23 protein-coding genes are annotated in these 25,185 nt (G+C 60.2%); 8 read left to right on the forward strand and 15 right to left on the reverse strand.

The genetic code is table 11. The features are described from left to right. Window positions 1-193: 193 nt before the first annotated feature. Entirely contained in the window at window positions 194-799 is a 606-nt protein-coding gene (locus tag JQR86_RS18385) for a c-type cytochrome (RefSeq protein ID WP_434154027.1), read from the reverse strand. A 149-nt stretch (window positions 800-948) separates the two neighbouring features. Here JQR86_RS18385 and yihA point away from each other — a divergent pair, with 149 nt between their 5' ends. Further along, complete coding sequence (yihA, locus tag JQR86_RS18390) at window positions 949-1,593, forward strand: ribosome biogenesis GTP-binding protein YihA/YsxC (RefSeq protein WP_074821308.1); 645 nt, start codon at window positions 949-951, stop codon at window positions 1,591-1,593. A gap of 426 nt (window positions 1,594-2,019) precedes the next feature. Here the strand turns inward: yihA and polA are convergent, their stop codons facing one another. After that, window positions 2,020-4,761 (reverse strand): DNA polymerase I, encoded by a 2,742-nt coding sequence (gene polA, locus JQR86_RS18395; RefSeq protein WP_434154028.1) that lies wholly within the window; start codon window positions 4,759-4,761, stop codon window positions 2,020-2,022. Between the two features lie 72 nt (window positions 4,762-4,833). Between polA and JQR86_RS18400 the strand changes: the two genes are divergently transcribed. Further along, complete coding sequence (locus tag JQR86_RS18400; protein WP_122041085.1) at window positions 4,834-5,115, forward strand: DUF2782 domain-containing protein; 282 nt, start codon at window positions 4,834-4,836, stop codon at window positions 5,113-5,115. Between the two features lie 122 nt (window positions 5,116-5,237). Continuing rightward, window positions 5,238-6,188, forward strand: coding sequence for a homoserine kinase (locus JQR86_RS18405; protein WP_074821301.1), 951 nt, complete (start codon window positions 5,238-5,240; stop codon window positions 6,186-6,188). Between the two features lie 48 nt (window positions 6,189-6,236). Here the strand turns inward: JQR86_RS18405 and nagE are convergent, their stop codons facing one another. The 6 genes from nagE to znuA form a co-directional block, all read right to left on the reverse strand. Next, on the reverse strand, window positions 6,237-7,919 hold the full coding sequence (nagE, locus tag JQR86_RS18410; protein ID WP_434154029.1) for an N-acetylglucosamine-specific PTS transporter subunit IIBC: 1,683 nt from the start codon (window positions 7,917-7,919) through the stop codon (window positions 6,237-6,239). A 70-nt stretch (window positions 7,920-7,989) separates the two neighbouring features. Then, window positions 7,990-10,512: a phosphoenolpyruvate--protein phosphotransferase gene (ptsP, locus tag JQR86_RS18415; RefSeq protein ID WP_434154030.1), complete on the reverse strand. Its 2,523-nt coding sequence runs from the start codon at window positions 10,510-10,512 to the stop codon at window positions 7,990-7,992. Between the two features lie 17 nt (window positions 10,513-10,529). Next, window positions 10,530-11,552, reverse strand: a complete 1,023-nt coding sequence (locus JQR86_RS18420; RefSeq protein WP_407362678.1) for an SIS domain-containing protein — start codon at window positions 11,550-11,552, stop codon at window positions 10,530-10,532. After that, on the reverse strand, window positions 11,533-12,639 hold the full coding sequence (gene nagA / locus JQR86_RS18425; RefSeq protein ID WP_434154031.1) for an N-acetylglucosamine-6-phosphate deacetylase: 1,107 nt from the start codon (window positions 12,637-12,639) through the stop codon (window positions 11,533-11,535). The genes JQR86_RS18420 and nagA overlap by 20 nt, the downstream gene beginning before the upstream one ends. A gap of 9 nt (window positions 12,640-12,648) precedes the next feature. Further along, on the reverse strand, window positions 12,649-13,392 hold the full coding sequence (locus JQR86_RS18430; protein WP_407362676.1) for a GntR family transcriptional regulator: 744 nt from the start codon (window positions 13,390-13,392) through the stop codon (window positions 12,649-12,651). Window positions 13,393-13,492: 100 nt separating this feature from the next. Next, complete coding sequence (gene znuA, locus JQR86_RS18435) at window positions 13,493-14,437, reverse strand: zinc ABC transporter substrate-binding protein ZnuA (RefSeq protein ID WP_407362675.1); 945 nt, start codon at window positions 14,435-14,437, stop codon at window positions 13,493-13,495. A 65-nt stretch (window positions 14,438-14,502) separates the two neighbouring features. On the opposite strand from znuA, the gene JQR86_RS18440 reads away from it, so the two are divergent. From JQR86_RS18440 to znuB, 3 genes are read left to right on the forward strand one after another with little or no spacing between them, the layout of a single operon-like run. Next, complete coding sequence (locus JQR86_RS18440) at window positions 14,503-14,988, forward strand: Fur family transcriptional regulator (RefSeq protein WP_010796547.1); 486 nt, start codon at window positions 14,503-14,505, stop codon at window positions 14,986-14,988. Further along, a complete protein-coding gene (znuC, locus tag JQR86_RS18445; RefSeq protein WP_010796546.1) occupies window positions 14,985-15,755 on the forward strand; it encodes a zinc ABC transporter ATP-binding protein ZnuC in 771 nt (256 codons plus the stop codon). The genes JQR86_RS18440 and znuC overlap by 4 nt, the downstream gene beginning before the upstream one ends. Beyond that, entirely contained in the window at window positions 15,748-16,533 is a 786-nt protein-coding gene (znuB, locus tag JQR86_RS18450) for a zinc ABC transporter permease subunit ZnuB (RefSeq protein ID WP_122041088.1), read from the forward strand. The genes znuC and znuB overlap by 8 nt, the downstream gene beginning before the upstream one ends. 63 nt (window positions 16,534-16,596) lie before the next feature. Here znuB and JQR86_RS18455 read toward each other — a convergent pair whose 3' ends face one another. Further along, complete coding sequence (locus tag JQR86_RS18455; protein ID WP_122041089.1) at window positions 16,597-17,676, reverse strand: tartrate dehydrogenase; 1,080 nt, start codon at window positions 17,674-17,676, stop codon at window positions 16,597-16,599. A gap of 110 nt (window positions 17,677-17,786) precedes the next feature. Here JQR86_RS18455 and JQR86_RS18460 point away from each other — a divergent pair, with 110 nt between their 5' ends. Then, window positions 17,787-18,716: a LysR substrate-binding domain-containing protein gene (locus JQR86_RS18460; RefSeq protein WP_434154032.1), complete on the forward strand. Its 930-nt coding sequence runs from the start codon at window positions 17,787-17,789 to the stop codon at window positions 18,714-18,716. A 76-nt stretch (window positions 18,717-18,792) separates the two neighbouring features. Further along, on the forward strand, window positions 18,793-19,620 hold the full coding sequence (locus JQR86_RS18465; RefSeq protein WP_434154033.1) for an aldo/keto reductase: 828 nt from the start codon (window positions 18,793-18,795) through the stop codon (window positions 19,618-19,620). A gap of 63 nt (window positions 19,621-19,683) precedes the next feature. Here the strand turns inward: JQR86_RS18465 and rsd are convergent, their stop codons facing one another. The 6 genes from rsd to hemC all read right to left on the reverse strand — a co-directional run bounded on the left by rsd (window position 19,684) and on the right by hemC (window position 25,144). Next, window positions 19,684-20,190, reverse strand: a complete 507-nt coding sequence (gene rsd / locus JQR86_RS18470) for a sigma D regulator (protein ID WP_286787248.1) — start codon at window positions 20,188-20,190, stop codon at window positions 19,684-19,686. Window positions 20,191-20,352: 162 nt separating this feature from the next. Then, window positions 20,353-20,862, reverse strand: coding sequence for a disulfide bond formation protein B (locus tag JQR86_RS18475; protein ID WP_037030661.1), 510 nt, complete (start codon window positions 20,860-20,862; stop codon window positions 20,353-20,355). A gap of 160 nt (window positions 20,863-21,022) precedes the next feature. Further along, the gene (locus JQR86_RS18480; protein WP_434154034.1) at window positions 21,023-22,234 is read right to left on the reverse strand and encodes a heme biosynthesis protein HemY; all 1,212 of its coding nucleotides are present in this window, start codon (window positions 22,232-22,234) and stop codon (window positions 21,023-21,025) included. Next, window positions 22,231-23,400, reverse strand: coding sequence for a uroporphyrinogen-III C-methyltransferase (locus JQR86_RS18485; RefSeq protein ID WP_434154035.1), 1,170 nt, complete (start codon window positions 23,398-23,400; stop codon window positions 22,231-22,233). Before JQR86_RS18485 ends, JQR86_RS18480 begins: the two co-directional genes overlap by 4 nt. Before the next feature lie 23 nt (window positions 23,401-23,423). Then, complete coding sequence (locus tag JQR86_RS18490) at window positions 23,424-24,185, reverse strand: uroporphyrinogen-III synthase (protein ID WP_434154036.1); 762 nt, start codon at window positions 24,183-24,185, stop codon at window positions 23,424-23,426. Then, window positions 24,182-25,144 (reverse strand): hydroxymethylbilane synthase, encoded by a 963-nt coding sequence (gene hemC, locus JQR86_RS18495; RefSeq protein ID WP_230382228.1) that lies wholly within the window; start codon window positions 25,142-25,144, stop codon window positions 24,182-24,184. Before hemC ends, JQR86_RS18490 begins: the two co-directional genes overlap by 4 nt. Between the last annotated feature and the right edge of the window lie 41 nt (window positions 25,145-25,185).

Raw genomic sequence — 25,185 nt, forward strand, 5'->3', positions numbered from 1 at the left:
CCATGCTGCGAAGCCCGCAGCAGGCAGGCCACGCCGGATAAAGCCATGCTTCAATCGAAGCGTGCGACGGGGTCTGCCATTGTAGCGGTCATAACCACCAAAATGACGGCTGGTGCGGCGCTTTTTAACGTGACATTCAGGCTTGATTCAACTTCTCAATGCGTCCACCTAAGGGGACGCACCGTAAACAGCTCTAGTGCAATCCTTCAATATAGGTTGCCAAGGCTGAAATATCCTGATCAGACAGCTTGCCGGCAATGCTGCGCATCATCATGGCTTCGCCATCATTGGTACGCTGTCCTTCGCGAAAGGCGGTCAACTGCTTGAGGGTATAAACGGCGTGCTGGCCCGAAAGCAAGGGAAAACCGGCCTGGCGATTGCCGACACCATCCGGCGCGTGACAGCCCGTACAGGCAGGCAGACTCGTTTCCAGACGTCCGCCTCGATAAAGCGCTTCGCCAGCAGCCACAAGCGCAGGGTCAGCGGCACCGATCACCGGCTTCTGCGAGGCAAAATAGGCCGCCAGGTCTTCTATATCCTGATCGCTCAGGCCTGGCATGAACGCCATCATTTCAGGCACGGGCCGGGCGCCGCTCTTGATATCGTGGAGCTGTTTGATCAGATAGCGCTCGCCCTGACCGGCAATCTTGGGAAAATTGGGTATAGGGCTGTTACCATCGGGACCATGGCAGGCAGCGCAGACCATCGACTTGCTTTGTCCGGCGGCAACATCGCCTGCGGCCTGGGCCGTCATGCTGATTCCCAGGGTGAGCAAAAGGCTCACCATCAGTGTTTTCATCCGTCGATCCATTACGCCTGTGTACGGGACGCAAGCCAGCCTGCTCGACCCCAGGCATACTATGCGTACAGAATCTGCATCATTCTATAGAGACGGCTCCGCTGAGCGAAAGCGGGAGTCGCAGCGCTGCGGCGCCATCGAGACCTACTATGACGTTCAAAAACCCTATTATCGGCCTTTGCCAACAAGCGACCTACCAGATCAGCGCCACCCGGGTGGACCAGTGCCCGCCGGATATTGGCTACGAAGTCGCCTTTGCCGGCCGCTCTAACGCGGGCAAATCCAGTGCACTTAATACCCTGACCCATGCCAGCCTGGCCCGTACCTCCAAAACCCCTGGCCGTACCCAGATGCTCAACTTCTTCCAGTTGGATGAGGAGCGACGTCTGGTCGACCTGCCTGGCTATGGCTATGCCAAGGTCCCGATTCCGCTCAAACAGCACTGGCAGCAGCACCTGGAAGCCTATCTGGGCAGCCGTGAGAGCCTTGTGGGTATCGTCTTGCTGATGGATATCCGCCACCCACTGACCGAATTTGACCTCCTGATGCTGGACTGGGGCAAGGCAAGCCATATGCCGATCCATGTTCTGTTGACCAAGGCCGACAAGCTGGCTTTTGGCGCAGCCAAGAATGCACTGCTCAAGGTGCAGCGCGACATCAAGAAAGGCTGGGGCGACAACGCCAGCGTACAGCTGTTCTCGGCTCCCAAGCGTCAGGGGATTGAAGAAGCCCACAAGGTGTTGGCTCAATGGCTGGGGCTGCTTGAGGACGAAGCGGCCAGCGACGTGGAATAAGCACAGGAGCATGGCGCACTGAATTGTGGGTGCGCCATAGGCTGACAGCACATGTCCATCGAAGCGCTACCGCTCTTGTTCAGGCAAAAACCTCTGCCGCATTTTTCCGGACGCAAAAAAAACCCCGATCTTCATTGGGGAGGGGAAAAGATCGGGGTTTAAGTTCGGACCGCTAGGGCGGGGTCCGTTAATCTGCCAACACTAAACAGCAAAGGAGCATCGAAGGGCTTCTCCAAGCCATTCACAAAATCAGACAGAACGGCTTCACAAAAGTTCTCCGTTCATCGAAAAAATGTCATAACCGCTTGTTATTTTTTCGAAGACTTATTCCTGAACTTCAAGATACTGGCCAATTCGTTCTTTTTAGCCATTATTTCGCCATAAAACGCTGCAAAAGGCCCCAGCGGAGCCTTCTGCGTTGCCCTCTTAGTGCGCCTCGTCCCAATTACAGCCAACGCCTGCTTCCACCAGCAGCGGTACGTCTAGTTCAGCCGCACCACTCATCAATGGGCAGAGTTCTTCACGGACGGTCTCGACGAGATCTTCCCGTACTTCCAGTACCAGTTCGTCGTGTACCTGCAAAATGACGCGGGCATCAATACCCGAACGCTGTAGCCAGTCATCCACACGCACCATGGCGCGCTTCATGATGTCTGCCGCCGTGCCCTGCATGGGTGCGTTGATCGCCGCACGTTCGGCACCACGACGGATGTTCTGGTTCTTGGAGTGAATATCCGGCAGGTACAGACGACGGCCAAACAGCGTTTCCACATAGCCCTGATCCACGACCTGGGCGCGGGTGCGCTCCATGTAGGCCAGCACGCCGGGGTAACGCAGGAAGTATCGGTCGATATAGGCCTGGGCCTCCTTGCGATCCACACCGATCTGCTTGGCCAGGCCAAACGAACTCATGCCGTAGATCAAGCCAAAGTTGATGGCCTTGGCGCGGCGACGCTGCTCGTTGGTTACCTCGTCCAGGCTCACCCCCATGACCTCGGCAGCCGTAGCACGGTGCACGTCCAAATCGTTCTGGAACGCATGCAGCAGGCCTTCGTCCTGTGCCAGGTGCGCCATGATGCGCAGCTCGATCTGCGAATAGTCCGCCGCCATCAGCTTATAGCCTTTGGGCGCGATGAAGGCCTGACGGATGCGGCGACCTTCCGCGGTGCGGATCGGGATATTCTGCAGGTTCGGATCGGATGAAGACAGTCGCCCCGTCGCCGTCACCGCCTGATGATAAGAGGTGTGGATACGCCCGGTGTGCGGGTTGATCTGCTGGGGCAGCTTGTCGGTATAGGTGCTCTTGAGCTTGCTCATCGAGCGGTGCTGCATGATGACCTTGGGCAGCGGATAATCCTGGTCGGCCAATTCCTGCAACACGGCTTCGGCCGTGGACGGCTGGCCGGACGCGGTCTTGGATACCACCGGCAGGCCTAGCTTCACAAACAAGATCTCGCCGAGCTGCTTGGGCGAGCCCAGGTTGAACTCCTGGCCGGCCAATTCGTAGGCTTCTTTTTCCAACGCGATCATCTTCTCGCCCAGCTCGCGGCTCTGCACGCCGAGCAGGTCGCGGTCCACATAGGCCCCGTTCTGCTCGATACGCGCCAGCACCGGAACCAGTGGCATCTCGATCTCTTTCAACACACCTGCCAGCGCCGGAACGGCTTCAAGCTTGGGCCACAGGGCCTGATGCAGCCGCAGGGTAACGTCAGCATCTTCAGCGGCGTAGGGGCCGGCCTGTTCCAGGGCAATCTGGTCAAAGGTCAACTGCTTGGCCCCTTTGCCAGCGATATCCTCGAAGCGAATGGTGCTATGGTCAAGGTATTTAAGCGCCAGGCTGTCCATGTCATGACGGGTGGCGGTGGCGTCCAGCACGTAGGATTCGAGCATGGTGTCGAAGGCAATGCCGCGCAGGGTGATGCCATAGCGAGCAAAAACGTTCTTGTCGTACTTGCCGTGCTGCATGACCTTGAGCTTGGTCTCGTCTTCCAGTAGCGGCTTGAGCGCAGCCAGTACGGCGTCACGGTCAAGCTGGGCGGGTGCCCCCATGTAATTGTGCGCAACCGGCACATAGGCCGCCTCGCCTGCTGTTACCGCGAACGAGATACCGGCCAGATCCGCCTGATGAGCGTCTAGGCTGTTGGTTTCGGTGTCCAGGGCAAACAGGTCGGCCGCCTTCAGCTTTTCCAACCAGGCGTCGAATTCGTCCTGGGTTAGAACCGTCTGGTAATCGAGCTCCAGCGTCGCCTGCTCGCTTTCACCCAGCGGCAGCGGCTCGCCGCTGTCCTTGGCCTCCCGCAGCAGGTCGTCCAGCCAGGATTTGAATTCCATTTCCTTGTACAGGGCGATCAGCGCTTCGCGGTGCGGTTCCTCCGGCATCAGTTCATCGAATTTCACTTCGAGCGGAACATCGATCTTGATGGTTGCCAGCTGATAGGAAAGATACGCCTGATCGCGGTGCTGCTCGAGCTTGGCCGCCAGCGACTTGGCGCCGCGGATCGGTAGCGTAGCCACCTTGTCCAAATTGGCATACAGCGCGTCCAGGCCGCCGCCAATCCCGTTGAGCAGGCCACAGGCCGTCTTCTCGCCAATGCCCGGTACGCCGGGAATGTTGTCGATCTTGTCGCCCATGAGTGCCAGGAAGTCAATGATGTGCTCAGGCCCCACACCAAACTTCTCCTTCACACCCTCGACGTCCAGCACGCTGCCGCTCATGGTGTTGACCAGCGTGACATGCTCGCAGACCAGCTGGGCCATGTCCTTGTCGCCTGTGGAAATCACCACCGGACGAGAAGCAGCTGCGCAGCTCCGGGCCAGAGTGCCGATCACATCGTCCGCCTCGACGCCCTCCACATTGAGCAGTGGCAGGCCCAGGGCGCGAATGCAGGCGTGCAGCGGCTCGACCTGACTGCGCAGGTCATCGGGCATGGCCGGGCGATGGGCCTTGTAGTCGGCGAAGAGTTCATCGCGGAACGTTGGGCCCTTGGCATCGAAGACTACGGCAAAGGGGCTGTCCGGGTATTGTCTGCGCAGGGACAGCAGCATGTTGAGGACGCCTTTCACGGCGCCGGTCGGCCGGCCGGTCGATGTCATCAACGGCGGCAGGGCATGGAAGGCACGGTAGAGATAGGAGGAACCGTCCACCAGGACGAGAGGCGCTTGGCTCATGAGCGAGATCAACCTTTTCGCGAGGCCTAGAGGTAGAATTTCCTCTGACCTATTCAAAAGGACAAGGTTACCATGCGAGTGCTCAGCAGACTTTTACTCATCGGTCTTTTAGCTGCCCCCATCGTACCCGTACTGGCCCAGGAGGACCCTTCGCCCGAGCCGGACGTGACTATCCGTCATGATGGCGACAAGACCATCCAGGAATACCGCGTGAATGGTTTTCTGTATGCCATCAAAATCACTCCCAAGCACGGCAAGCCGTATTTTCTGGTGCGCGCCGATGGCGACAGCAATTTCATCCGCTCGGACCAGCCCGACATGCTGATTCCCCAATGGGAAATCTTCCGCTGGTGATTTTATTCGGCCCTGTCGGTACGGGTGGCTGTTCCTCAGGCGGCAGCAAGCGGTAAACTGCCCGCCGTTTTTCGGCTTGTAGGCCGTTCTCGTCCATGACGCTTTGAGGAAAGCTTCACCCCATGTCCGTCTTTACCCCGCTCGACCGCCCGACGCTTGAAGCTTTCCTGGCAGACTATGGCCTTGGCCGCCTGCGCGACTTTCGCGGTATTGCCGAAGGGTCCGAGAACACCAACTACTTTATCAGCCTGGAGGGCGGCGAGTTCGTGCTGACACTGGTCGAGCGCGGTCCGGCAGCCGATCTGCCGTTTTTCATCCAACTCCTGGATGTGCTGCATGAAGCCGATCTGCCAGTGCCGTATGCGCTGCGCACCGAGGCGGGAGACGGACTACGGACCCTGAAGGGCAAGCCTGCCCTGTTGCAGCCGCGGCTACCGGGCAAGCATGAGCGCGCACCGAACCCTCATCACTGCCAGGAAGTCGGCTCGCTGCTGGCCTGCATCCACTTGGCAACACGCGATCGAATCATCGAGCGCCCAAGCGACCGGGGTCTTGCCTGGATGCTGGAGCAGGGCCCACAACTGGCAAACGAGCTACCCGAATCGGCCCGGGCGATGTTGCATAACACACTGGATGAGATTCGCGCGCTGCAGGAGCGAAACCCCAGCCTGCCATGCGCCAACCTCCATGCCGACCTGTTCCGCGACAACGTGATGTTCGACGGGCCGCACCTGTCTGGCGTAATCGACTTCTACAATGCCTGCTCAGGCTGGATGCTCTATGACCTCGCCATCACGGTGAATGACTGGTGCTCCCGCGAAGACGGCTCGCTCGACGAGCCGCGCGCCCGCTCATTACTGGCCGCCTATGCCGCCAAGCGCCGCTTCACGCCGCTCGAAGTCGAACTCTGGCCGGTTATGCTGCGGATTGCCTGCGTACGCTTCTGGCTGTCCCGCCTGATTGCCGCCAAGGCCTTTGCCGGTCAGGATGTGCTGATCCACGACCCTGCCGAGTTCGAGCACCGTCTCGCCCAGCGCCAGAGTGTTGCGCTGCGGCTCCCCCTGTCGCTTTAGCAACTCATCATGCAGGGGCTCGGTAGACCCAAGCCCCTGTCGGGACGACTAACGACTCAATCGGGCGGCCAGCCCCACTGCTTGCGGGCCGACCAGCAGATGCCATACACCGTTGGCCAGCGGTACCAGACCACTGCAGCCCAGATGCTCAAGCTCCGCCCGGTCGATTCGACTGGCATCGCCCAATTGCAGGCGTAACCGGGTAAAGGCCACGGCCTCGACCCGCTGGAGATTATCCGCACCGCCCAAGGCATGTTGCCACTGAGCAATCTGCTGGTCACTCAACGCTACTGCAGGCCCTGCTTCAAACAACGGCTCCTGGATCAAGGGAGCCGTATAGTCGGTGCCCTCCAAGGCAGCACGAATTTCCCCTGCAATCAGGTCAGCCTGCGGGCCTAATACTACTTGCAGGCTGCCGCCCTGCCCTGGCCTGACCACACCGTGAGCGCCCAACCGCTTGAGTTCGGCATCGTTGGCTTTCTTGCGATCCATCAGGTTCAGGCGCAGGCGTGTAGCACAGGCATCCACGCTTTGCAGATTATCAGCACCACCCAGAGCCTTGATAAAGGCCTGGGCTCGGCCAGTATCGTTTTCAGGGGTTGTCGCTACCGTGCTGTCGACAAGCTCGCGGCCCGGTGTCTTGAGGTCGAAGCGGCGGATACAGTAGCTGAATAGGCCGTAATACAGGGCAAAGTAGGCCAGCCCAATCGGCAGCAACATCCAGCCATTTGTAGAGACGCCATAGCCCAGGGCATAGTCGATCGCGCCACCGGAAAAGGTAAATCCCAGGTGCACGTTAAGCAGGTACATGAGGGCCATCGCAGCGCCCGTCAGGAGGGCATGTAAACCATAGAGTACGGGGGCCAGAAACATAAAGGCGAATTCGATCGGCTCGGTCACTCCGGTCAGAAATGCAGTCAGCGCCATGGACAATAGAATGCCGCCCACTTGCTTGCGCCGCTCAGGATTGGCGCAGCGGTACATGGCCAGGCACGCCGCTGGAAGGCCGAACATCATCACCGGAAACATACCGGCCATGAAAATACCGGCAGAAGGATCGCCTGCAAAATAGCGGTTAAGATCACCATGAACGAGCACGCCCTGCGCATTGGTGTAATCACCGAACACGAACCAGACCAGATTATTAAGGATGTGATGCAATCCGGTAATAATCAGAATGCGGTTAAGCACACCATAGGCGAACACCCCTACGACTCCACTGCCGATAAGCCAGTGCCCGGCATGGTCGATCGCATGCTGAATGGGCGGCCAGACCAGCCAGAAAAGACCTCCCAGCACTAGCCCAGCTACGCCGGTAACGATGGGCACAAAGCGCCGTCCGCCAAAGAAGGCCAAGTACTCTGGTAGCTTGATGGCGTGATAACGGTTGTAGAGCCCGCCGGCGACAAGTCCGGTCAGGATGCCTGCCAGCACACCCATATCGATCTTCTCGTCGAGCTGCTTGAGCACGGCGATTAATACCAGATACCCAATCGCCCCAGCCAGACCGGCCACACCGTTATTGTCCCGGGCGAAACCTACTGCCACGCCAATGGCGAAAATCAGTGCAAGATTGGCGAAAATCGCATTCCCTGCGGCGGCAATAAAGCCAATGTCCAGCAAGTCAGGCTGACCTAACCGTAATAGCAGGCCCGCTACCGGCAGGACTGCAATCGGTAGCATCAAGGCGCGGCCCAGACGTTGAACGCCTTCAAACACATGAACAGTCATGCGGCACTCCTCCGTAGGTATTGTTATAAGGGGCAGAGCGGGCCAACGGCCAAAAAGTAAAACGTCATGCTTATAAAACAGGCCATAGCGCCTGACAGCGCGCCCGTACAGCTTGAGCGTTAGGTAAATCCAACAGGGCGGCACTGGCCTGACGACACTGAGCGGCCTCAAGCTGGCGCACCCGCGCCTTGATTTCACCAATTCGCGCGGCCCCCACAGAGAGCTCGCTGATTCCCAGGCCAATCAACACTGGCGTCGCCAGGGGATCGCTGGCCAGATCACCGCAAACACCAACCCATTTGCCGTGACGGCGAGCACCGGCGCAGGCCTGGGCAATCAACCGCAGCACACTGGGGTGCAAGGCATCGATATGGACAGCCAGATCGCTGTGGCAGCGATCCATCGCTAGGGTGTATTGGGTCAGGTCGTTGGTGCCAATGGAGAAAAAGTCGGCATGGGCCGCCAGCTGCTCAGCCAGAAGCGCCGCCGAAGGCACTTCGATCATCACGCCCACTTCCAGTGCCGGTGGCACCTCTAGCTCGGCAGCGAGATCGCGGATGCGCTGACGTACCTGCAAGAGTTCGCCCACTTCACTGATCATTGGAAGCAGCACACGGCAGCGCTGAGCAGGCTGTACCTGTAATAGCGCCCTGAGTTGGTCGTCCAGAAGCTGCGGGTGTGTCCAGCTCAGGCGTATTCCCCTCAAGCCGAGCGCCGGATTGGGTTCGGATGCCAACGACAGGTAGTCGACCGGTTTATCTCCGCCAATATCCAGGGTACGAATGATGACGGCCCTGTCAGGAGACGCGTCCAGCATTGCCTGGTACGTAGAGCGCTGCTCCTCCTGCGTCGGTGGCTGGACGCGGTCCATGAACAACAGCTCGGTTCGCAAGAGGCCGATACCGTCTGCCCCTTCGCGTTGCGCCCGCCTCGCCTCAGCCAGGTGCGAGACGTTTGCAGCCACCTCGATCGTCTGGCCGTCGCGCGTGATGGCTGAAGCCTGTGCCGCCTGTCGTAACCTTTCCAGCTGCTCGACTTGAGCCTTGAGTTCTGCCTCGATGGTCTTGAGTCGTGCAGCGTCTGGCGCCGTTTCCAGACGCCCCGCTGTAGCATCCAACACCAAGGGCACATTAGCCTCCAGGTGCAAGAGTGATTCGCCCAGCGCTACCACACACGGCAATCCTGCCGCACGCGCCAGGATGGAGACATGCGAAGTGGCGCCACCTCCAGCCAGACACAGCCCCGCAGGCTGTGCGTCCAGCAGATGAGTCAGTTCGGAAGGACTCAAGTCGTCAGCAGCCACCAACGCGCCCCTGGGAGGCTCCAGCGTGAGCTGCAAATCCAAAAGGATGCGTAACACCTGTCGCTGCACATCGCGCAGATCGCTGATCCGCTCGCGTAACAAGGGATTGTCCAGGCTGGCCAGAATCTGACACTGCTTTTCAAGCGCAGCCTGCCAGGCATGGGCGGCTGTTAGTCCATCGCTCAGGTATCGCTGGCTGTCGTGTAAAAGCTCAGGATCATCCAGGAGCGCCAGATGCGCTGTAAAAATAGCGGCCTCTGCCTCCTGTCTCTTGCGCCGCGCTTCATCGATGCGCTGCTGAATCAAGACGCCTGTAGCCTGCAAGGCCTTGTCGAGCTCAGCCTGCTCAGCCGCAGCCCCTTGGTGGCTATGGCGTACGGTCGGAAGCGTCAATGCCTCCGGCTTCCAGAGTGGGCCCATGGCGAGACCGGGCGAGGCGCAAATACCCTGCAGCACACCGTTGATATGCGTCATAGCCGTTACCGGAGAAGCTGGCACCACAGTCATTGATGCAGCCGTCTTGCCTCGAACGGCCGGATGCTCAAGTGCTTGGATGGCTGCTGCCAGTGCCTGGACAGCCTGCTGCCCACGACACTCGATCATGACCCGCTCCTGCTCTTTGACACCCAGCCCCAGAAGGCTGACCATACTTGTGGCATCGGCACGACGACTGTCGTACAGGATATGAGTGGTTGCCGCGAACGACCGCACGGCTTCGCGTAACAGGGCGGCTGGACGAGCATGCAAGCCTCCATGATGCGCTATCGTGGCTGACCCTTCGGCATGTGGCTCAGAGGCGGACGAGTCAGGCGCCGCGGCCAGGAGGGCCTGACCTTGCAAGACCATTAAAGGCTCACCGACACGCGCCTGTCGCGTCGTGAGCATTTTTATGGTCAGTCCGTCGGCATTGGTTACGGTCATCATTGAAATCAGACTACGCGCTGCCTGTGCGACAGTATCCAGATCAAAGTGCAGAAGCAGTTGCCCGGCGTTGACCCGATCGCCCTCGCGTACGTCCAGTTCAAACCCTTGTCCTTTAAGCTGGACCGTATCAAGCCCCACGTGCATGAGCACTTCAAACCCCTCGTCATGACGAAGGGTAATGGCATGGGCGCTGCGGGCAATCTGGACGATCTGACCGGCACAGGGCGCGAACAGCTGACCTTCGAGCGGATCGATGGCAATGCCAGGTCCCATCAGCCCCTCGCTGAACACTGGGTCTGGAACATCCGTGAGAGTCAGCAGCGGGCCGGCCAGGGGAGCAGTAAGCAGCAGTTCGCGAGTGGACATGGCGCATCCTCAAAGGGTCAGCGGGTACAGGTCTCTTTCTGCAAATGGCGAGGTTCGTCAGGGTTCAGGCCCCGTGCTTCAGCCAGCGCGGCGGCCATTTTGTAAAACGTCTGGATAGCCAGTAGCGGGTCCAGGTCTGGGTGGCCAGCTTCGGCCAATACTAGGTTGTGTCCGCGTACATTGGCCGGTGCCGCCAGCAGAACAGTTGCACCCCGCTGCCGCATGTCATCCGCCAGGGCTAAGAGGCTGGCCTGCTCAGGACCGCGTGGGGCGAAAATAAGCAGTGGATAACCGTTATCGATGAGCGCCATCGGCCCGTGCCTGATCTCGGCTCCACTAAAGGCCTCGCCTTGCAGAATAGAAGTCTCCTTGAACTTGAGCGCCGCTTCCAAGGCTATTCCAAAGCCCAGTCCGCGCCCTACAACCATGCAGCGCTGTGCGTTTTGCAAGACTTCGATGGCAGGAGTCCAGTCCAGCGTCCAGGCACGTTGCAGGTCATCCGGTAGTTGTCGTCCAGCCTCCAACAGCGCGGCATCGCTCTGCCAATGGGCCACCAGACGCGCACCCGCACTCAATGTTGCGATAAAGCTTTTGGTCGCCGCCACGCTACGCTCCGCGCCTGCGCTGAGCGGGATGGTTTGTTCGCAGGCAGCTGCAAGCGGTGATTCAGCCCTGTTGACCAACGCCGCCGTTCGCGCACCCTGGGCCCTTAACGCCACCATGGTGTCGACCAGATCCGGGCTCTTTCCTGATTGGGAAAACCCCAGGGCCAGCTGGCCTGCCACGTTGAGTGGGGCCTGACGTAATGTCGTGAGCGACATAGGCAACGACAGAATCGGCACACCGAGCCGATGCATGGCCAAGTAGGCGAAATACGTAGCGGCATGGTCCGAGCTGCCTCGCGCCACCGTCATGGCAAGGTGCGGCGGCTGACGACGCAACGACTCGGCCAGGGACTGGATTGCCCCCTCAGCCTCACGCAACTGGTCAGTCACGGCAACGAAGGCTGTACAGGCTTCCTCATGCATGAGTGAAGTCATGCGCTTCTCCTTCGACGTGTACGGACTGGAGGTTCAGCGTGCGATCAAAACAGACCACATCGGCCCAGCTACCCGGGGACAGTCGACCGCGATCGGTCAGCCCCAGGTACTCGGCAGGATAACGAGACAGGCGCTGCGCCGCGTCCTCTAGGGCGAGCCCAATCCGCATAAGGTTGCGCAAGGCTTGATCCATGGTGAGGGTGCTACCGGCAAGGGTTCCGTCAGCCAGCCGTACGCCGCCCAGGCACTTGGTAACGGGTTGACGCCCCAATTTATATTCGCCATCCGGCATGCCTGCTGCCGCAGTGGAATCGGTGACGCAGTACAAACAGGGAATCGCTCGCAGGGCGGTACGGATGGCACCCGGATGGACATGGAGCAGATCAGGAATCAACTCGGCGTATTGCGCGTGTGCCAAAGCCGCTCCTACGATTCCTGGCTCGCGGTGATGCAGGCCGGTCATCGCATTGAACAGATGCGTGAAGCCGTGTGCGCCATGCTCCAACGCCGCCACGCCCTCTTCGTAACTGCCCAACGTATGACCAATCTGTACCCGTATGCCACGCTGGCTCAGGGTCTGGATGATTTCACGATGGCTGGCGATTTCCGGTGCCAGGGTGACAACTCTGACAGGCGCCAGCGATAGATAGTGATCCAGTTCGGCCAATGTTGCCGTACAGGCAAAGTTGGGCTGCGCGCCCAGTTTTCCTGCATTAATGTAAGGACCTTCGAGGTGAACGCCCAATACGCGTGCTGTTCCTGCCGGGCGGTGTTCGATCCGCTCGCCCAGCCCCCGTAATACCGCCTCGATGTCGCTGGGCGGGGCCGTCATGGTGGTGGCCAGGAAACTGGTTGTGCCAAAGCGAAGATGAGTCCGGGCAATGGTCTCGATAGCGGTACCGCCCTCCATGGTGTCGGCCCCACCGCCGCCGTGAACATGCAGGTCGATAAAGCCGGGCAGCAGATAGGGTGCCTCATTTTCGGCAGGGTCGCAGGGCTCTGCGTCTATGCGAGCAATGCGTCCGTCTTTCATCTGAAGCTGGCCGTAGCGCCAACCGTCAGGAGTGAGGATATTTCCCGTGAGCATGGCCCCTCCTCAACGCCGAAGTTCGGCGACAAAATCGTAGTAGTCGTTACGGCAATAGGTATCGGTCAGCTCGATTGGTGTGTTATCCGCGAGATAACTGATTCGGGTCATGAGCAGCATTGCAGTACCGGGCTCAAGGCCAGCCAGATGAGCCATCTCAGGTGATGCATTCACTGCTTGGATGTGCTGAAGGGCCCGGACAACCGATAGATTTTCTGCGTCCAGCCACGCATAGAGAGAATCGCCAACGGCTTGCGGGTCTGGCATGAAGCGTGCCGGCAAGGCGCTATGCTCAATGGCCATGACCACCCCATCGGCACGGCGCAGACGCTTAAGCCGGGCGACGTGATCACGTGGCGACAGACCCAGACGCAAGACTTCTTCAGGTGTTGGCTCGGAAAGCTCCCGGGACAGCCACTGGGAGCTGGGCGTGAATCCCTTGCTGCGGAGCATCTCGCTAAAGCTCGACAGGCGGGACAGGGGCTGTTCAAGCCGAGGCGTAATAAACGTGCCGGAGCCGTGGGAGCGACTGATCAGGCCTTGGGCAAGCAAGACATCCAGGGCCTTGCGAGCAGTGACGCGGGAAATGGAGAGCCGATCACTCAAGGCGCGCTCGGACGGCAACGCTTCTTCCGCACGCCAATGCCCGGCATGAATTGCCGACTCCAGCTGCTGGGCGAGCTGCAGATAGATCGGCGTGGACAGTTCCTGGTCCAGAGTGACATGAGCAAGCGCGTCGGCCATCGTGATCATCTCAGCGAATCAGATGGCCAACATTAATACCACTTGAATACCAGTTAAAATACCAGCTGACGGTTTAGGTCGTTTTCAGGCAAATGCTAGTCGTATTCAGTCAGATTTTGCTCAGGCAATCCGTCAGCTTGCCCGTCAGGCTGGTCAACAGCGCCTCATAACCGGAGGCATTGACTGGCGCATCAGCGCCCAGCGGATCCAGTTCGGACAGCGTGACTGGCAGGCCCTGGCTCAGCGTATCGGCCAGACGCGGGCGCAGCGGCGGCTCGGTAAAGACACAGGTGGGCCCGGCGCTCTTCAGCATGGCGCGCATGGCGGCAACATGGCGGGCGCCCGGCTGCACATCCCCACTGATGGCAAATACACCACGGTGTGACAGGCCGTAGGCTTCCTCGAGGTAGTCGAAGGCCTCATGGAAGACGAAATACGGCTTGCCGATCAAGGGCGTCAGATCCTGCTTGAGCTGGCCATCGAGGCGGTCGAGCCGCTGATTGAAGGCTGCCAGATTCGCCTTGTAGCGGTCGGCGTTGGCACTGTCCTGGGCCGAGAGATCGGCAGCCATCCTGGCAGCGATCACACGTGCGTTGTTCAGCGAGAGCCAGAGATGCGCATCGATGGAGCCGGGACGATGGTCATGGTCGTGCTCGAAAGCTTCGTCATGGCCATGGTCGTGTTCGTGCTCGTGATCTGCTTCGGCGCTGAAATTGACGAAGCGCCGCAGGTGCAGATCAGGTAGCTCCTGTATAGCGACGCTGGGCTTGTCCCGGCCGGGCAGCACATCCTTGAGAAAGACTTCCATGTCCGGCCCTATCCAATAGAACAGCTGCGCCTCGCGGATGCGCCGTATGTCGGAAGGCCGCAGGGCATAGTTGTGCGGGGAGGCGCCTGGTGGCAGCAGGACGTCGGGCGTATCGACGCCCTCTTGCACCGCCGCGGCAATCAGCTGCAAGGGTTTGATGCTGGTCAGTACGTTGACCTCGGCATGGGCCGAGGCTGCAAAAGCGGTTAGGCCGAACAGAGCGCCGGCAATCAGGGATCGGATCACGGAAGGGTCTCAAAGCAGTACGTTTGCAATATAATAACGTCCCTATTCATAAACGGCTCATTTCAATGACGAGTATCCCTCTGGCTTCTCGCCCGCATGACCATTCCCATTGCGTCACCCATGCGCTGGGTGAGGCCGAATCGCTGTGCACGAAGTCCGGTGTACGCCTGACCGACCTGCGCCGCCGCGTGCTGGAGCTGGTCTGGCAAAGCCACAAGCCGCTCGGGGCCTATGACATCCTGGCGGTTCTCAGCGAGCAGGACGGCCGCCGTGCTGCACCGCCGACCGTTTATCGTGCGCTGGATTTCCTGCTCGAAAACGGCCTGGTGCACCGCATCGCCTCCCTGAACGCCTTTATTGGCTGCAATCACCCAGGGCATGCCCACCAAGGTCAGTTCCTGATCTGCCGCCATTGCCATGTGGCGATCGAGCTTGAACAGCCTGCCATTCATGAGGCTATTCAGGCAGGTGCCGGCACGGTCGGCTTCAAGGTCGAAGGCCAGACGGTCGAAGTCATCGGCCTCTGCTCTGCCTGCCAGGACGCTCAATGAGCGATGCGCTGATCCAGCTGTCCGATGTGGGCGTGCGCTTTTCCGGGCAGAACATTCTTGATCAGGTAAACCTGACCCTCACGCGTGGCGAAATCGTCACGCTGATCGGGCCCAACGGGGCCGGCAAGACAACACTGGTGCGCACCGTGCTGGGTCTGCTCAAGCCGGACACCGGCAGCGTCTGGCGTCAGCCACGCCTGACGATTGGCTACATGCCGCAAAAGCTGCACGTAGATGCAACGCTTCCGCTCTCTGTGCTGCGGTTCCTGCGGCTCGTGCCGGGTGTAGACCGTACAAGTGCCGCCAGCGCCCTGGCCGAGGTAGGTGCAGATCACTTACTCGACAGCCCCTTGCAAACCATTTCCGGAGGCGAGTTGCAGCGCGTGCTGCTGGCCCGTGCGCTCTTGCGCAAGCCCGAGCTGCTGGTGCTCGACGAGCCGGTCCAGGGCGTGGACGTAAGCGGTCAGGCGGAGCTCTATCGGCTCATTACCCAATTACGCAACCGCTACGGCTGTGGCGTGCTGATGGTTTCCCATGACCTGCATCTGGTCATGAGCACCACTGATCAGGTCGTCTGCCTGAATCATCACATCTGCTGCTCCGGCCATCCTGAGCAAGTCAGCGGCGATCCGGCCTTTGTCGAACTGTTCGGCCAGGACGCGCGCAGCCTCGCGATCTACCACCATCACCACGACCATGCCCATGAACTGCATGGCGGCGTCGTGATGAAACCCCACGTCCATGGTGAACACTGCAAGCATGGCTGATTTTCTTCTTTACGCCTTGCTCGCCGGGCTTGCATTGGCGGTTGTTGCCGGGCCGCTGGGCTCGTTCGTGGTCTGGCGACGTATGGCCTATTTTGGCGACACCCTTTCCCACGCAGCCCTGCTCGGTGTGGCAATGGGCTTTTTGCTCGATGTCAGCCCGACCCTGGCGGTTACCGTTGGCTGCGTCGTTCTGGCTGTCCTTCTGGTCTTGCTCCAGCGCCGCCGGGGCCTGGCCGCCGATACGCTGCTGGGCATCATGTCCCACAGCACCTTGTCGCTAGGCCTGGTGGCTTTGTCCTTCATGAAGGACGTACGGATCGACCTGATGAGCTATCTCTTTGGGGATCTGCTTGCCGTCAGCCAGAGCGATCTGTGGTGGATTCTGATCGGCAGCGTGATCGTACTGGCCGCGCTGGCCGCGCTCTGGCGCCCCCTGCTGGCCATTACCGTCCACGAGGAATTGGCCCAGGTGGAAGGCCTGCCGGTCACGGCCATCCGCATGGCCCTGATGCTGCTCATTGCCATCGTGATTGCGGTCGCGATGAAAATCGTCGGCGTCCTGCTGATCACGTCGCTGCTCATCATTCCCGCCGCTGCCGCGCAGCGCCATGCCCGCAGTCCTGAGCAGATGGCCTTTGGCGCCAGTGTGCTGGGTATCATTGCGGTGTGCCTGGGCCTGTCGCTGTCGTGGTATCAGGACACGCCTGCCGGCCCCTCCATCGTGGTCTCGGCCGCAGCGCTCTTCCTGCTCAGCTTTATGCTGCCCAGACGGGCGTAAGTTACACCGAAACTGAAAAGCCCCGCCTAGGCGGGGCTTTTTTTATTGGTCAGAGAACGCTCTTTAGAACTGCGCGGCAATAGCCTTGCCAAGCGCCTCGGTCGTTCCCGTCCCGCCAATATCCCGTGTCAACGGTGCATTGTCCGGACCTTTTGCCAGAACGGTCTCGATGGCAGCCAGTACTGCCGCGCCGGCGTCATGGTGGCCCAGGTGCTCCAGCATCATCGCGCCGCACCAGATCTGTCCGATGGGATTGGCAATCCCCTGGCCTGCAATGTCCGGCGCCGAGCCATGGACGGGCTCGAACAGGCTGGGGAAGCGGCGGTCCGGATTGATGTTGGCCGAAGGCGCAATACCGATCGTACCCGTGCAGGCCGGGCCAAGGTCGGAAAGAATGTCCCCGAACAGATTGCTTGCCACGACGACGTCGAACCAGTCCGGATGCAGCACAAAGTTCGCCGTCAGGATATCGATGTGGTATTTGTCGATCTTGACCTCTGGATAGCCTGCCGCCATGGCTTCCACCCGCTCGTCCCAGTAAGGCATGGTGATGGAAATGCCGTTGGATTTGGTGGCCGAGGTCAGGTGTTTCTTCGGACGCCGCTGCGCCAGCTCAAAGGCGAACTTGAGGATGCGATCGACCCCGATACGGCTCATGACCGTTTCCTGCATGACCACTTCGCGCTCGGTGCCGGCAAACATCTTGCCGCCGATGCTGGAGTATTCGCCTTCGGTATTCTCGCGCACCACATAGAAATCGATATCACCCGGCTTGCGGTTGGCCAGCGGGCTTCTCACGCCCGGCATCAGGCGGCAGGGGCGCAGGTTCACGTACTGGTCGAAGTCACGGCGGAATTTCAGCAGCGACTCCCACAAGGAGACATGATCAGGAACCACCTCGGGCCAGCCCACCGCGCCAAAGTAAATCGCGTCGTAGCCCTTGAGCCGTTCGAACCAGTTGTCCGGCATCATCTTGCCGTGCTTCACGTAGTAATCCGCACAGGCAAAATCAAACCAGTCCCATTGCAGCGTCAGGTTGAATGCCTTTGCAGCGGCATCCATGACCCGAATGCCCTCAGGCATGACTTCCTTGCCGATGCCATCGCCGGGAATGACTGCAATCCGGTAACAGGGCGTGCTCATGGGCGAATCCTCTTGTAGTTGATACACAGTCCGGCCAGTGTTATTCACTCCTCCGATCCACACAATTCGCCTTTGAAGAAAGCCATTATTGAATTCAGGTAAAGAATTGCATGTCCGCCATCGATGACCTCAGCTTTTTCCAGCGCGTCGCCACACGGGGCAGCCTTACCGCCGTGGCGCGTGAGCTGGGGCTGTCACTCCCTGCAGTAAGCAAGCGACTGACGCAGCTGGAACAGCGCCTGGGTGTTCAGCTGGTACAACGCACGACGAGACGGCTTGACCTGACGGCAGAAGGCGAGCTGTACCTGGAGGGCGCCCGGCCGATTCTCCAGCAGCTGGAGGAGTTAGAAAGCGCCTTGGGCAACCAACGCCAGACCTTGCGCGGGCAGCTCAGAATCAACGCAACCTTTGGCTTTGGGCGACGCCACCTCGCCCCTGTCCTGTCCCGCTTTGCCCAGGAGTACCCTGATGTCGAGCTATCCCTTGAGCTGACCAGCCAGCCGCTCAGCCTGCTGGACCAGGGCATGGATATCGGTATCCGTATGGGAGAGCCGCCGGATTCTCGCCTGATCGGCCATCGCCTGCTGGGCAATCCGCGCTTGCTCTGCGCCTCTCCAGCCTATCTGAGCCGCGCCGGTACGCCCCATGAGGTATCCGAGCTGAGTGCACATAACTGCATCGTGCTGCGCCAGGATGGCAGCGACTACGCTATCTGGCGCTTCCATAAGGAGGGACGTGAGTACGCCCACAAGGTCAGCGGCAGCCTGTCGAGCAATGATGGAGAAGTTGCCCTGCAATGGGCGCTGGACGGCCATGGGCTGATCCTGCGCTCCTGGTGGGATGTCCATGAGCACCTCGCCTCGGGCGCCCTGTTGCCGCTGCTGAGCGCGTACGAGGCACCCCGTGCCGACATCTACGCGGTCTACCCGTACCGCCGGCACGTGCCTCGCCGTATCAAGGTCTTTGTCCGCTATCTGGCCCAAGCGTTGGAGGCGCGCCTGCCCAATGCTCCCGAGCCCGTTCGTAACGCGCCGGGATAGAAACGGCTCCTCCCCGGTCGTATCACCGATACCGCCGGAAATATACGACTCCCTTCACCTCTACACAGGAGTAATCATGTCCTCGATTCCGAGCCTTCAACTCAATGACGGTCACCATATTCCCCAGTTCGGCCTGGGCACTTGGAAAACCCCGAACGAAGAAGCGCCCCAGCTGATCCGCTCAGCCCTCGAAATGGGCTACCGCCACATCGATACAGCGGCTGCCTATAACAACGAGGAAGGCGTAGGCCAGGGCATCGCCGAATCCGGCATCGACCGCAGCGAACTCTTCGTGACAACCAAGCTGTGGAACGAGCGCCAGGGCTTCGACGAAACCCTCAAGGCCTTTGACGAGAGCCTGTCCAAACTCAAGCTGGACTACGTAGACCTCTACCTCATTCACTGGCCCTGCCCCAAGGCTGGCAAGTTTCTGGATACCTGGAAAGCGTTCCTGCGCCTGCGTGAAGAGGGTCGCGTTCGCTCGGTAGGCGTCTCCAACTTCCGCCAGGAAGATCTGGAGCAGATCATTCTGGAGACTGGTGTAACCCCAGTGGTGAACCAGATCGAAGTTCATCCGCTGCTACAGCAAAATGACCTGCGCGAAGTGAACCGTCAGAAGAATATCCTGACCGAAGCCTGGAGTCCGCTCGCTCAGGGCGGCGAGCTGCTCAAGCATCCCTTGTTCCAGGAACTGGCGAAAAAGCATGGCAAGACGCCTGCCCAGGTCATCCTGCGCTGGCATGTCGAGCTTGGCTCAATCATTTTCCCTAAATCTACCAATCCCGAACGTATCCGCGAAAACGTCGATATCTTCGACTTCAGCCTCGACAGCGATGACATGCAAAAGATCGCCGCTCTGGATGAAGGCAAGCGCCTGGGCCCGGATCCGGCAGAATTCTGCTAATCCATCGGGCACAAAAAACCCCGCCTAGGCGGGGTTTTTCATACGCATCGATCAGCGCGTCACTCAATAGACCGGCTGTTGGGACGCGGCCACGCCGGGCGTGGACATTGGCTGCAACTGATGCGAATTGTGCAGCACTTCGATCAGGCAGTCTTCAAGCTCGAAGCGCTCATCGAGCAGTTTGCCCAGTTGCTGCAGCTCAACCAGCAGGCGAGCCGGCTCATGGCAGTCGCCACTGTCGCAACGGTCATTGAAATTCAGGGCAGCCTCGGTCAAAGCCTGCAGGCGTGGATAAACGGTATGGGCAAATTCCATGGCACGCTGATCATCAAAGGCCTTTGCCTCGTTCATCAGTTGCTCATAGATTTCGAAGTGCCCTGCCGATACATAGTCCACGAGCAGATCGCACAGCTGCTCAAGGCCCTTTTGGTTTACCATCGGAGCCAACTGAGGCTCTAGCTGCAGGGCTTGATATGCCGTTACCAGTTTTTGACGTTCCTGCAACCAGCGATCGATCATCTGGTGCACCCCACCCCAACGTTCTTGTGCATTTCGGCAACGTTCAAGCATGACGAACTCTTCCTCAGCGGCGAAACAATAGCCCCGACGGTCTTCGTCGTAAGGCGTTCGACCCGGTTAATCCAACCAGAGACTGTTCGGACACCGTCGAAGCAGAGTAGTGCCGTTCAGTGATCGACTGCAACCCCTGCGACCTGCTGAACGGCATTCCGATTATCGGACAATGACACCACGGGAGCGGCGGAAGAACTGATAGATCGAAAGCAGAATAAAGCCGGTAAAGGCCAGCAGGCTCCACTCCGGCACGCTCATGCCAAACAATGTCCAGTTCACTTCGGCGCAATCGGCCGTGCCATGCAGAACCAGGCGCACAACGTCCTGGAATGGCAGGGCCTGCATCATGTAATCCAGGCTGGGCAGGCAGGCAGGCAGCTGGTCGGCCGGTAACGTCTGCAGCCACACTTGCCGACCGGCGGTCGCAGCGCCCAGGGCCGAGGACAGAAAGATCAGGACCGCATAGACACGCTGGCCGCGGGTAGCCGGATTATGCAGGGCCGCGATGAACGCCAGGATACCGGCGATGATGAAGAATATCCGCTGGACGATACAGAGCGGGCAGGGTTCAAGGCCGAGGACGTGCTCAAGGTAAAGGCCGGCGGCCATGAGCACGGCGCAAGCAATAGCGATCAGCGAAAAAATAAAACGCGGGCTAGTCACGAGCAGGACGGCTCCAAAAGAAATAGAGGTCGCTACGGTAGTGAAAGCGTTGCGGCCTTTCAAGCGAAGTAAAGCAGCTTATACGCGGTAGGGCGGATGAGAGGTGCTGCAAGAGGGATAAAGGGTCTGGCGTGAAGAACCGCACCAGACCCTGCATAAACACCTCTCAGGCCCGCAGCGCCGGAGGAGTCGGGCGGCTGCCGGTGCTTTCCAGCAGCAATTGGTTGCTGCGATCCGTCTCGCCCAGATGGGTCAGAAGACGTGCCAATTCACCGCAGGCCTCGGGTGTGCGCTGGGCGCTCAGGCTGGCCTCGAGATAATCCCGCGCCTTACCCCAGAGTTGGTTGGTCTGACACAGACGGCCCAGCGTCAGCAACAGAACGGGGTCGTTTGGACGGTTGCGCAGCCAACCCTCGGCCAACTGCAGCTGTTTGGCCGGGTCACGGCTCTTGATGTAGCCATACAGGCGGACCAACCGGTCGTCGTAATTACGCTTGATGGCAGCACGCAGTACGTCCTCGGCATCATCCTCTCGGTTCAGCTCATGCAAACGAGCCGCGTAGGCATGGGCGATTTCCACGTCGCTTTTCAGCGCACTGGGGACCTGCTGCCATTGGCGCGCTATTGCCTGTGTAGGTGCCTCATCGCCAATGGGGCTAACCTCATCCAGCGAGGCCAACCAGGCGCGGCGCTCAAGATCACTTAATTCCGATTCGCCCAGAACCCGCTGTTTGCGCAACTCCGGCAACAGGCCGATCAGTGCCGGCCAATCACGCGTGGTCACATACAGGCGCTGCATCAGTGAGAGTACGTAGGGATGCTTGGGATACTTTGCATGCAAAGGCGCCAGGCTTGCCAGTGCCTCGGAATACTGCGCCCGATGGATCTGCAATTGAGCCTGGGTCAGGCCGATGGCCACATCGGCATGGGGCTCGCGCTCTCGGGCCTTCTGCAGAAGCGTGTCGCTTTCTTCGTACTGCCCCATCTCGTTGGCAGCCCGAGCAGCGCCCAAATAGTGAGTCAGCGGGTGTGCATCGCTTTCCGCTGCAGTCTTCAGGTGCTTGAGCGCTGACGACCAGTCACCTTCAGCCAGCTCCAGCTGACCACGATGAGCGGCCTGGGCGACACGGCGCTGCTTGTTGTAACGCGACCAGGGATTGACCACTCGGCCCGAAACGCCAAGGGCCGACAAGGCCAGCCGCAACAGGTACAGGACGATCACGGCCGCTACGATCAGGGCGAGGAACCCCCAGAAGCTCGATTCGTAACGGAAGCTGTTGTAGGAGAACAGCACATAGCCTGGCTCATCCGCCATGATGACGGCTACCCCGAGGGCAACCAGTACGGCAAATAGGAACAGCAGGGTCAATCGTTTCACAGTTGCTCCTCTTGGGCAGGCGACGCAGCCGGGGGTGCAGGCTGGGCAGAAGTAGTCGATTCAGGTTGCTGACGGCGGGCGATATACGCCTGAAGAGCCGACAGCGTCGGGCTGAGATCCGGTGGATTGAGCGTTACAGGCTTGTCCGCCAGCTCGCTCAAGGTCTCACGAACCGCGCGGCTTTCAGCGTTCTGGCTATTGAAGTGAGCCTCAAGAACGCCTTGCGCCTGGGTCAGCGCACGCTGGTAGACCGCCTGGTTGCCATTGAGTGCTCCCCACTGAGCTTGCTCAAGGGCCAGGTTCATGGCCAGGCGGACCTGGGCCAGGCTTTCCTCAGCCAGCAGCGGCTTGATGGGTTTGTCCGCTGAAAAATCGATCCGGAAGTAGCCGGAAACACGCTCGCGCAGACGCTGCCAGGCACGCACGAAGCGGTTCGTGCTTTCCTCGCTGGCCTGGACACCGGGCTGATCCCCTTCGGGATGCACAAAGCGCGGCGGCAGCGGCTCAAGCGTTTGTACCTGATCTCGCAAAGCGGACAGCTGAACGAACAGGCCGGTGCGGTCCAAGTCCGGCAGCTGGCGCAGCGCCTGCTGACTGTTCGCCAGCTGTTGGCGCACGGCAAAGGCGCCCGGATCGTTCTGCGACTTGAGAATCTCATCGACCGCCTGGAGCAGGTTTTGCGCGCTGGGCACATCCTGCAGCGCTGTCAGGCGCAGCGTGGCCATGCGCATCAGGTGCTCGGCCTCGGTCAGGCGCCAGACTTGCCGGCTCTGCCCAACCACTTCATTGAATTGCTGGGCCAGGTGCTGCTGGTCGGCCTGCAGCTGGCTCATCAGCCGGCGGCGGCTTTCGAAATCTTCTGCATTGGGCAGTTTTTCCAGCTGAGCGGCCAGGGCCTGCTCACGCTGCTCGACCTGACGCGTCAGGCTACGGGCATCTTCAAGCTGAGCCAGCTGGGCATGATCCTGCTCATGCAGGGTCCGTGTCTGCCAGAGGCTCCAGCCACCGGCCGTCAGGCCGGCAGCGCCTACCAGCAATGCCAGCAGAGCCAGCCCGGCACTGCCACGCCGGGGCTTTTCCGGAGTCGGGGCAGGTGGAGGCGTCGCGTTGACGGCCTCGCCAGATGCCGGTACGGCATCGTCAGTGGGAGTGACTGTTTCGCTCACAAGTCCTTCCTTTGATCGGTTATTCAAGGATGATGCTCTTCAAGCGCCGCCAGTACCGCAGCGGTACTGGCGCCATGACAGGTAATGACACGCTGGATACCGGCCGCGCGGGCCTGCTCGGCCACACGCTCGCTGGGTACCAGCAGCGGCACCGAACACACGTCCGGCCATGCGGAGCCGGCCAGGGTACGCAGGTGCGCGAAACTCTGCCCACTGCTGACCATGATGCCATTGAGGCGTTCCGCTGCAAGGCACTCGGTCAGGGCATTTTGTGGATGATCCGGCAATACGCGCCGGTACAACTCAAGGTAGTCGACCTGCACGCCTCGCTCACGCAGCGTGTCGGCCATGGTTTCCCGGCCACCTTCGCCCCGCAGGATCAGCACGCGGGAATCGGCCTCCTGCAAGGCTTGATCAAGCTGCGGCAAGGCCAGGATGCCCTCGCTGTCTTCGCTCTGGTCGGGCGTGATGATCGAAAGACCATAGGCTTCGAGAATATCCGCCGTGGCGGCGCCTACGGCGAACCAGGTCTGGTTAATGGGCGGCTGCGGCCAGTACTGGTCAAGCCGCTCCAGGCCGAGCCGGGCGGCCGGCTTGCTGACCACGATGACCGCCTTGTAGCGGTCCAGATCCAGCACGAGGGTGCGCTGCTCCGGTGTCTCAGGCAGCGGCTCGATGGCCAGTAACGGCAGGCTGACACTGTGAATGCCCCGCTCGTCCAGTGCAGCCGCCAGGGGTATGCACTCTTCGGCCGGGCGGGTCAGAAGCAGCCGCCAGGCCGTCATGGCTGGGCAGCCTCGTCGTAAACGGCCCGTAGAATGTCACCGGCGCCCTGGGCAAGTAGCTCATCCGCAACCTGGATACCCAGTGCAGACGGGTCGATAACCGATCCCCGCGCCTCGGCGCGCAGCAGCAGGGTGCCATCCGGCTGACCCACCAGCCCACGCAACCAGAGTTCTTCGCCTTCGCGGATGGCATAGCAGGCAATGGGCACCTGGCAGCCGCCGTTGAGATGGCGGTTCATGGCGCGCTCGGCAATGACGCGCTGCTCGGTCTCCAGATGATGGAGCGGCTTCAGGAGTTCGTGGACTTCGGCATCGTCCGTGCGGCACTCGATGCCTACCGCGCCCTGTCCACCTGCCGGAAGGCTGTCTTCGACACTGATGGATTCACGGATGCGGTCCTGAAAGCCCAGACGGATCAGCCCGGCCGCTGCCAGAATGATGGCGTGATAGTCGCCTGCATCCAGCTTGGCAAGGCGCGTATTGACGTTGCCCCTTAGGAAACGGATCTCAAGGTCTGGGCGTTGGGCCAGCAGCTGGGCCTGACGGCGCAGACTGGAAGTACCCACAATGCTACCGGCCGGCAGATCCGCCAGACTGGAATAGGTGTTGGAAACGAAGGCATCGCGTGCATCTTCCCGCTCGCAGATGGCGTAGAGCCCAAGGCCTTCGGGAAACTCCATCGGCACATCCTTCATGGAATGCACGGCAATGTCGGCCTCGCCTTCGAGCAGCGCCGTTTCCAACTCCTTGACGAACAAGCCCTTGCCACCAATCTTCGCCAGCGGTGCATCGAGCAGCTTGTCGCCCCGGCTGGTCATCGGCAACAGACTGACGTGCAACCCCGGGTGGGCTGCCTCCAGACGGGCCTTTACATACTCGGCCTGCCACAGGGCAAGCGCACTTTGACGCGTGGCAATGCGAATCTCGCGGTTCATGAGCCTATTCCGGGATTGAAACATGACCGGAATGATAACAGGCTCTCCTGTCGCAAGCCGCTTTC

This window comes from Pseudomonas sp. JZ134 (genome assembly GCF_051027695.1).
In the GTDB taxonomy this organism is placed as follows: domain Bacteria; phylum Pseudomonadota; class Gammaproteobacteria; order Pseudomonadales; family Pseudomonadaceae; genus Chryseomonas; species Chryseomonas luteola.

Bases quoted from the DNA above. Each gene is read 5' to 3' on its own strand.
- znuC (WP_010796546.1), top strand. From the start codon at position 14,985: ATGAGCGATGCGCTGATCCAGCTGTCCGATGTGGGCGTGCGCTTTTCC.
- JQR86_RS18420 (WP_407362678.1), bottom strand. From the start codon at position 11,552: ATGACTTCACTCATGCATGAGGAAGCCTGTACAGCCTTCGTTGCCGTG.
- ptsP (WP_434154030.1), bottom strand. From the start codon at position 10,512: ATGTCCACTCGCGAACTGCTGCTTACTGCTCCCCTGGCCGGCCCGCTG.
- rsd (WP_286787248.1), bottom strand. From the start codon at position 20,190: ATGCTTGAACGTTGCCGAAATGCACAAGAACGTTGGGGTGGGGTGCAC.
- JQR86_RS18430 (WP_407362676.1), bottom strand. From the start codon at position 13,392: ATGATCACGATGGCCGACGCGCTTGCTCATGTCACTCTGGACCAGGAA.
- JQR86_RS18460 (WP_434154032.1), top strand. From the start codon at position 17,787: ATGTCCGCCATCGATGACCTCAGCTTTTTCCAGCGCGTCGCCACACGG.
- JQR86_RS18490 (WP_434154036.1), bottom strand. From the start codon at position 24,185: ATGACGGCCTGGCGGCTGCTTCTGACCCGCCCGGCCGAAGAGTGCATA.
- polA (WP_434154028.1), bottom strand. From the start codon at position 4,761: ATGAGCCAAGCGCCTCTCGTCCTGGTGGACGGTTCCTCCTATCTCTAC.
- JQR86_RS18455 (WP_122041089.1), bottom strand. From the start codon at position 17,676: ATGAGCACGCCCTGTTACCGGATTGCAGTCATTCCCGGCGATGGCATC.
- nagA (WP_434154031.1), bottom strand. From the start codon at position 12,639: ATGCTCACGGGAAATATCCTCACTCCTGACGGTTGGCGCTACGGCCAG.
- hemC (WP_230382228.1), bottom strand. From the start codon at position 25,144: ATGTTTCAATCCCGGAATAGGCTCATGAACCGCGAGATTCGCATTGCC.
- yihA (WP_074821308.1), top strand. From the start codon at position 949: ATGACGTTCAAAAACCCTATTATCGGCCTTTGCCAACAAGCGACCTAC.
- JQR86_RS18405 (WP_074821301.1), top strand. From the start codon at position 5,238: ATGTCCGTCTTTACCCCGCTCGACCGCCCGACGCTTGAAGCTTTCCTG.
- znuB (WP_122041088.1), top strand. From the start codon at position 15,748: ATGGCTGATTTTCTTCTTTACGCCTTGCTCGCCGGGCTTGCATTGGCG.
- JQR86_RS18385 (WP_434154027.1), bottom strand. From the start codon at position 799: ATGAAAACACTGATGGTGAGCCTTTTGCTCACCCTGGGAATCAGCATG.
- nagE (WP_434154029.1), bottom strand. From the start codon at position 7,919: ATGACTGTTCATGTGTTTGAAGGCGTTCAACGTCTGGGCCGCGCCTTG.
- JQR86_RS18400 (WP_122041085.1), top strand. From the start codon at position 4,834: ATGCGAGTGCTCAGCAGACTTTTACTCATCGGTCTTTTAGCTGCCCCC.
- JQR86_RS18465 (WP_434154033.1), top strand. From the start codon at position 18,793: ATGTCCTCGATTCCGAGCCTTCAACTCAATGACGGTCACCATATTCCC.
- JQR86_RS18440 (WP_010796547.1), top strand. From the start codon at position 14,503: ATGACGAGTATCCCTCTGGCTTCTCGCCCGCATGACCATTCCCATTGC.